Raw genomic sequence first — 6,542 nt, 5'->3', positions numbered from 1 at the left:
GTGCCGTCGCAGTTGGTGCCGTAGCCGACGATCTCGCCCAGCATCTGCGCGCCGCGCGCCTTGGCGTGCTCGTACTCCTCCAGCACGAAGGTACAGGCGCCCTCGCCCAGCACCAGGCCCTCGCGTTCCTTGTCGAAGGGGCGCGGCGTCATGCGCGGCCGGTCGTTGTACTGGGTACTGGTGGCGAACAGCGTGTCGAACACGGCCGCCTGCGTCGGGTCCAGTTCCTCGGCGCCGCCGGCCAGCATCGCGACCTGCTTGCCGCTTTGCACCGCCTCGTAGGCGTAGCCGAGGCCCTGGCTGCCCGAGGTGCAGGCGCTGCTCGTCGTGATGATGCGGCCGGTGATGCCGAAGAACACCGCGATGTTGACCGTCGCGGTGTGCGACATCATCTTCACGTAGGTGTTGGCGTTGATGCCCTCGATGCTCTTGGCACTCATCATGCGGCCGAAGTCTCCGACGGCGCTGGGCGTGCCGCTGGAACTGCCGAAGCTCACGCCAAGGCGGCCGCTGGTCACCAGCGGGTCGCCGATCAGGCCGGCCTGCTGCAACGCCAGCTCGGCCGAGCGCGTGGCCATCTGCGCCACGCGGCCCATGCTGCGCATGCTCTTGCGGTTGTAGCGGTCGGCAGGGAGCTCAAAGGGCGCACAGGGCACGCCGACCTGCGTGTTGAGGCCTTCATAAGCGGCCCAGTCCTGCATGCGCTGGACCTTGTTGGTTTCGGCTCGCAGGCTGTCCATCACCGTCTCGGCGTCGTGCCCGAGCGGCGACAGCGCCCCGATGCCGGTGATCACGACTCTCTTCTTGCTCATCCCACCATCCCCCCGTTCACCGAAATCACCTGCCGCGTGATGTAGGCCGCGTCCGGCCCCATCAGGAAGCTCACCAGCGCCGCCACCTCTTCGGGCCGGCCCACGCGCTTGGCAGGGATGATTTTCAGCGCTTCGTCCACGATCTCAGCGTCGATCATGTCGGTCTCGATGAGCCCCGGCGCCACGCAGTTGACCGTGATCTTGCGGCTGGCCAGCTCCACGGCCAGCGCCTTGGTCGCACCGATGATGCCGGCCTTGGCGGCGCTGTAATTGACCTGGCCGCGATTGCCCATGATCCCGGACACCGAGGCCAGCGTGACGATGCGACCCGCCGCCTTGCGCCGCACCAGCGGCATGGTCAGCGGCTGCAGCACGTTGTAGAAGGCGTCGAGGTTGGTGTGGATGACGGCGTCCCAGTCTTCGCCGCTCAGCGCCGGGAAGGCGCCGTCGCGGGCGATGCCGGCGTTGCAGACCACGCCGTAGTAGCAGCCATGGGCCTCGACGTCGGCCAGCAGCACGCTGGCCGCGGCCTCGCGGTCGGCCACGTCGAACTGCAGCACGCGCGCGGCGCGGCCCAGGGCCTGGATCTCGGCGGCGGCCGCATCGGCCTGCTCGCGCTGGCTGCGGCAGTGCAGCACGATGTCATAGCCGTCACGCGCAAGGCGCAGCGCGATGGCGCGGCCGATGCCACGGCTCGACCCGGTGACCAGCACCGTACTCATGGTTCTTCTCCATTCAAAAACGCGCTCGGGTCCTCGGGCCCGAACACCGTCAAGGTCGCGCTGGCCAGCTCGACGCCGTCCGCGTGGATGCGGCAGTCGAACTGGCCCAGGCCGTTGTCGGCCTGATAGGCACGCTCGATGTCGATGCGCAGCCGCTGCCCCACCATGAAGCGCGGCACGCCGCAGCGGTAGCGCCGCGTGCCCAGCAGCAGGCCGATGCGCGGCGGCTCGCCCGCGGCACGCGCCTGCCAGCCCGCCCAGGCGGCCACGGCCTGGGCCATGTACTCGATGCCCACCCAGGCGCCCACGCCGCCGTCGTGGCTGAACAGCCCCTGCGCGGGCACGACGACCTCGGCGCTCAGCCGCTCGCGCTCGGCGGCGAGGACGCGGTCGAGCAGGCACATCGGGCCGGCATGCGGCACGAGCTCGGTGATGGCAGGCAGTTCAGACATGGCTGAGCACCAGCGACGCGTTGTTGCCGCCGAAGGCGAAGGAATTGCTCATCACATGGCGCGGCGCGGTGGCCAGACGCTGGCCCGGCGCGACCAGCGCGATCGGCGGCAGCCCGTCGTCGCGCCGGCCGTCGAAGTGGTGCACCGGCAGTCGGCCGTCGCCGGCCACCGTCAGCCAGGCGATGGCCGCCTCGATGGCACCCGCCGCGCCGAGGGCATGGCCCGTGAGTGGCTTGGTGGACGAGCACGGCAGGCTCAGGCCGAACAGCTCGGCCACCGCACGGCTCTCCATCGCGTCGTTCTGCGGCGTGGCCGTGCCGTGCAGGTTCAGGTAGCCGATGTCGGCCGGCGCGAGGCCGGCACGATCCAGCGCCTCGCGCATGGCGGTCAGCGCGCCGCGGCCTGTGGGTTCGGGCGCCGAGATGTGGTGGGCGTCCGAGCTCTCGCCCCAGCCCGACAGGCGCACGGCGGTTGGCGTGCGGCTGAGCACGAACAGCGCGGCGCCCTCGCCGATGTTGATGCCGGCGCGCGTTGCGCTCATCGGCCGGCAGCGCGCGGCGTCGACCGACTCCAGCGCGGTGAAGCCCGCCACCGTCATGCCGCACAGCGCGTCCACGCCGCCGACGATGACCGCGTCGCACAAGTCCGCCAGCAGCATCCGCGCGCCGCTGGCCAAGGCCTTGGCGCCCGACGAGCAGGCGGTGGACACGACGTAGCGCGGCCCACCCAGGCCCAGCATCCCGGCCAGCATCAGTGCGGGCGAGCCCAGTTCCTGCTGCTCGACGTGGAAGCTCGCCGGCAGCCGGCCGTCGCGGGCCTGCGCGGCGATGGCGGCCTCGCTCTCGCCGACGCCCGACGTGCTGGTGCCCAACACCACGCCAACACGATCCGCGCCATGGCGGACGATGGCCTCGTCGACGTCGCCACGGATCTGCGACAGGGCCGCGAGCAGCAGCGCGTTGTTGCGGCTGCGCTGCGACAGCGGCAGGTGCTCGACCGACGGCAACGCCGTGTTCACCGCCCCCAGATGCAGCGCGTGCCCCGGCCAGACCGTGGCGTTGGCGGCCACGCCGCCAGGTTCGGCGGCGAACACCGCTTCGCGCAGCCCGGCCAGGTCCGGGGCGGCCGCGCAGACGACGCCGGGCTGATGCAGGAAAAAGCTCACGCGCCCTCCTGCGGTTGAGACTCGATCAGCAAGCGATAGCCCTCGGCCGGGTTGACGATCTCGACGATGTTGGCGCCGGGGCGGCTGACGACCAGACGGGCTTGCCCGCCTTGCTGCAGTTCCTGGCCGGTGGCCGTCACCACCCAGCGCCAGCCCTCGGGCAGCGCAGCGCGCACGGCCTCGGCCGGCCAGAAGGTCAGGCAGAGGTCACGCAGCATGCGGTCGGTGTCCACCTCGGCAGGCAGCATGGGGTGGCGCTGCACGTTCAGGTCCTTGCCGTCCCACTGCATCAGCAGCACGCGCTGGCCGAAGGCAAAGCCGGCCAGCAGCAGTGCCGAGGCGTCCAGCTGCAGCTGCACCTCCACACGCTGCGGCGCCGCGTCGGGCTGGTCCAGCCGCGTGACAGTCAGGCGCTGGCTCAGCGCGAAGCGGGCGCTGCCCAGCGCTGCGGGCGGCAGGCGCAGCATCGGCAGCGCGCTCGGCGGCGGGACCGTGGCGCAACCGCCCAGCAACGCGGCGACAAGCAACAGGCGACGCCTCATGCGCGGGCAAACCTCAACAGGCTGTGGCAGTAGCCAATGCCGTCGCGCACCGTCAGCAGCCGCAGGCCGGCGGCCTCGGCCAGGCGGATGTAGTCGGCGCTCTCGTAGACCTTGCTGTTGCCGCTGGCCATGGCCGTGAAGTACGGCGAGGTGTTGATGAGGCAGTAGGCCGCGATGTCATAGCGCTGGCGGTCCCAGAACGTGTCCATCACCAGCACCTGGCCGCCCTCGCCCAGGCAGGCGGTGACGCGCTCGAAGATGCTGGCGATCTGGGGTTCGCCGAAGCAGCTGAGAAACTGGCTCATCCAGACCAGGTCCATGTCCGTGGGCAGCACGGCGGCCGGATCCAGCAGGTCACGCGGGTGGAGCCGGGCGCGCTCGCCCTGGCCGGCGGCGCGCAGGTTGGCCTCGGCCACCGCGAGCTGCGGCGGCAGGTCCACGAGGTTGAGCTCCACCCTCGCGTCGTAGGCCAGCGCAGCGAGGCTGAACTTGCCCGTGTTGGCGCCGATGTCCATCAGCCGGCGCGGTGCAGTGGCGAACACGTCGGGCAGGATGTCGGGGAACGACGTGTCCGAGTAGTGATGGTCGAACGCGAACCAGCTGGACTTGGCCGGTTCGGGCAGGTCGGCCAGCGCGGGGTAGATGCTGTCCCAGTCGCCGAGGTGCGTCAGGCCGAGCGGCTTGCCGGCGTCGAGCGACCGCTCCAGCTCGAACAGCCCCTGGTAGCAGACATCGTGGATGAAGTCGTAGTTCACGCGCGTGATGTCGTCCGAGATCAGGCAGAACCCCGTCTTGTCGAGCTGCCAGCGCCCCGCCTCGATGAGCACGACGCCGGCCGACAGGCAGGACTCCAGCACCAGCTTCAGCGCGTACCGGCTCCAGCGGCCGGTGGCCTCCAGTTCGTCCAACGTGACGCCGCGCTCGCCGCCTTCCGCGATCGCCTGCAGCATGCCGCGCTTCCAGGCATAGCGCACGCAGTGGAAGACCACCGGCCCGAAGGCGATCTTCTGGGCCTCGAAGCGGGCGTCGAAAGCACGTTGCTTCGCCGGGGAAAACTTCTTGGTCTCAAGCATGGGGCATGAAGAGTGGAGTGAGCAGCCAGGCCAGGAAGACGCCGATCAGCAGCGTCAACCCGAAGGCATGCAGGGCCGGCGTGCCGGACAACGCCAGCAGGCCGAAGGACAGGAGCGTCGACGCGGCCGCCAGCGTCACCGACAGGAAGGGCTGGGTCTCGCTGCGGCCGGGCTGTTCGAGCAGGAATATGCCGTAGTCCACGCCCAAGCCCAGCAGGATGAGCAGGGGCAGGATGTGAAAGAGCTGCAACACCTGGCCGCCCAGGGCCAGCAGCGCAACGGTGAGCACGCAGGCCAGCGCCGTGGGCGCAAGCGCCCGCCAGGACGCGCGGCCGAAGCGCCAGGCCAGCGCAACCCAGATCAGCACCAGGCCAACGCCGAGCACGGCCGACATCAGCTCACGATAACGCCCAAGCAGGGTGCTGACCTCGCCGACCTTGTCGACCCAGGTGACACCCTCCAGACGCAGCGTCGCCAGCGCGGCCCGTGCGTCGGCGGTCTCGGCGCCGCGCAGCAGCACGACGCTGGCCATGCGCTCGCCGAGCCGCCCCAGCCACTGCAGACGAACGGGTTCGCTGGCGGGGCTGGCCAGCCAGGCCTGGGGTGTCAGCGTTGCGGCAGCCGCAGCGGCGGGCGCGACGGGCTGGCCCAGCTTCTCGGCCAGCAAAGGCCGCATCTCGGCCGTCCGCCGTGCGGCCAGCGCCGCGTCCTCGCGCTGGCGCTGCAGCGACGGCAGCCAATCGCTGACGGCCTGCACCCCAAGCTGCATGCCGCGCAGCTGCGCCGTCAGGGCCTCCTCGCGCTCCAGCAACTGCTGCTCGGTATCGCCCTGCACGACGAAGAACTGCGCCAGGCCCGGGGCCTGCATCAGCCGGGAGAACTCGCGTTGCTGGGCGACAAGCGCGGGCGGCGCCGACTGCAGCTGGCGGATGTCGTCGTCAAAGCGCAGCCGGCTCGCGCCGGCGACCACCAGCAGGCCCGACAACACCAGCAGCCACGCCAGTCCGCGCCCCTTCAGGCTGGGCCACAGCGCGCGTCGCGAGCCCAGCCAGTCCGCGAAGCGCGTCGGCGCCATGCGGCCTGCGCCATCCAGCAACGGAAACCACCACAGCACGGTGACGAAAGCCGCCACCAGCCCCACCGCAGAGAACACGGCAATCTGGCGCAGGCCCGGGAAGGGCGGCAGGGCCAGCAGCGCATAGCCGATGACCGTCGTCGCCATGGCCAGGCTGACGATGGGGATCTGGCGGCTGAGCATGGCCCAGCGCTCGCTCGCCTGCAGCCCCTGGCGGGCGCTGAAATAGTTGCTCCCGTAGTTCTCGGCCACGCCCAGCAGGCTGGCGCCGAACACCAGCGTGACGAGGTGCAGCGCACCGAACACCAGCAGGCTGACCGAGCTGGCCACGAGCAGGCCCACGGCCATCGACAGCGCAACAAGCAGGCGCGGGCGCAGCGAGCGGAAGGCCGCCAGCGTCAGCACGACGATGCCCACCAGCGAGCCCAGGCCAATGGTGTGGATCTCGAACTCGGCTTGCTCGGCCGCGGCCGCGGCGAACAGCGGCACGCCGGCCTGGATGACCTGCGCGCCCTGCCCCGCGGCGGCCCGTGTGGCCGCCTCCAGCCGCGGCTGCAGCGCGCGCTGGGCGCTGATCTCGAAACCGGAGCCGGCCAGGTCGATGAGCACCAGCGCGTAGTGGCGCTCGGGTGCGTCGGGGTCGGTGAGCATCAAGCGCCCGTCCCGCATGCGCACACGGCTGCTCTGGCCGCGCTCGGCGA

7 protein-coding genes are annotated in these 6,542 nt (G+C 71.0%); all 7 read right to left on the bottom strand.

Annotated elements, in window-relative coordinates:
• Window positions 1–812: beta-ketoacyl synthase N-terminal-like domain-containing protein (locus VGF12_RS04155; RefSeq protein ID WP_331174784.1), on the bottom strand; the 812-nt coding region annotated here is incomplete at its 3' end.
• Entirely contained in the window at window positions 809–1,534 is a 726-nt protein-coding gene (locus VGF12_RS04150; protein ID WP_331174783.1) for a 3-ketoacyl-ACP reductase FabG2, read from the bottom strand. The genes VGF12_RS04155 and VGF12_RS04150, both read right to left, overlap by 4 nt.
• Entirely contained in the window at window positions 1,531–1,986 is a 456-nt protein-coding gene (locus tag VGF12_RS04145) for a hotdog family protein (protein ID WP_331174782.1), read from the bottom strand. Before VGF12_RS04145 ends, VGF12_RS04150 begins: the two co-directional genes overlap by 4 nt.
• Complete coding sequence (locus tag VGF12_RS04140) at window positions 1,979–3,151, bottom strand: beta-ketoacyl-ACP synthase (protein WP_331174781.1); 1,173 nt, start codon at window positions 3,149–3,151, stop codon at window positions 1,979–1,981. The genes VGF12_RS04145 and VGF12_RS04140 overlap by 8 nt, the downstream gene beginning before the upstream one ends.
• A complete protein-coding gene (locus VGF12_RS04135) occupies window positions 3,148–3,693 on the bottom strand; it encodes a DUF3261 domain-containing protein (RefSeq protein WP_331174780.1) in 546 nt (181 codons plus the stop codon). The genes VGF12_RS04140 and VGF12_RS04135 overlap by 4 nt, the downstream gene beginning before the upstream one ends.
• On the bottom strand, window positions 3,690–4,766 hold the full coding sequence (locus tag VGF12_RS04130; protein ID WP_331174779.1) for a class I SAM-dependent methyltransferase: 1,077 nt from the start codon (window positions 4,764–4,766) through the stop codon (window positions 3,690–3,692). The genes VGF12_RS04135 and VGF12_RS04130 overlap by 4 nt, the downstream gene beginning before the upstream one ends.
• A partial coding sequence (locus VGF12_RS04125; RefSeq protein WP_331174778.1) for a hypothetical protein occupies window positions 4,759–6,542 on the bottom strand: 1,784 nt, incomplete at its 5' end. The genes VGF12_RS04130 and VGF12_RS04125, both read right to left, overlap by 8 nt.

The sequence above is a fragment of the Roseateles sp. genome (genome assembly GCF_036404855.1).
GTDB lineage: Bacteria > Pseudomonadota > Gammaproteobacteria > Burkholderiales > Burkholderiaceae_C > Pelomonas.
This window is presented reverse-complemented; position numbering and strand designations above follow the sequence as displayed.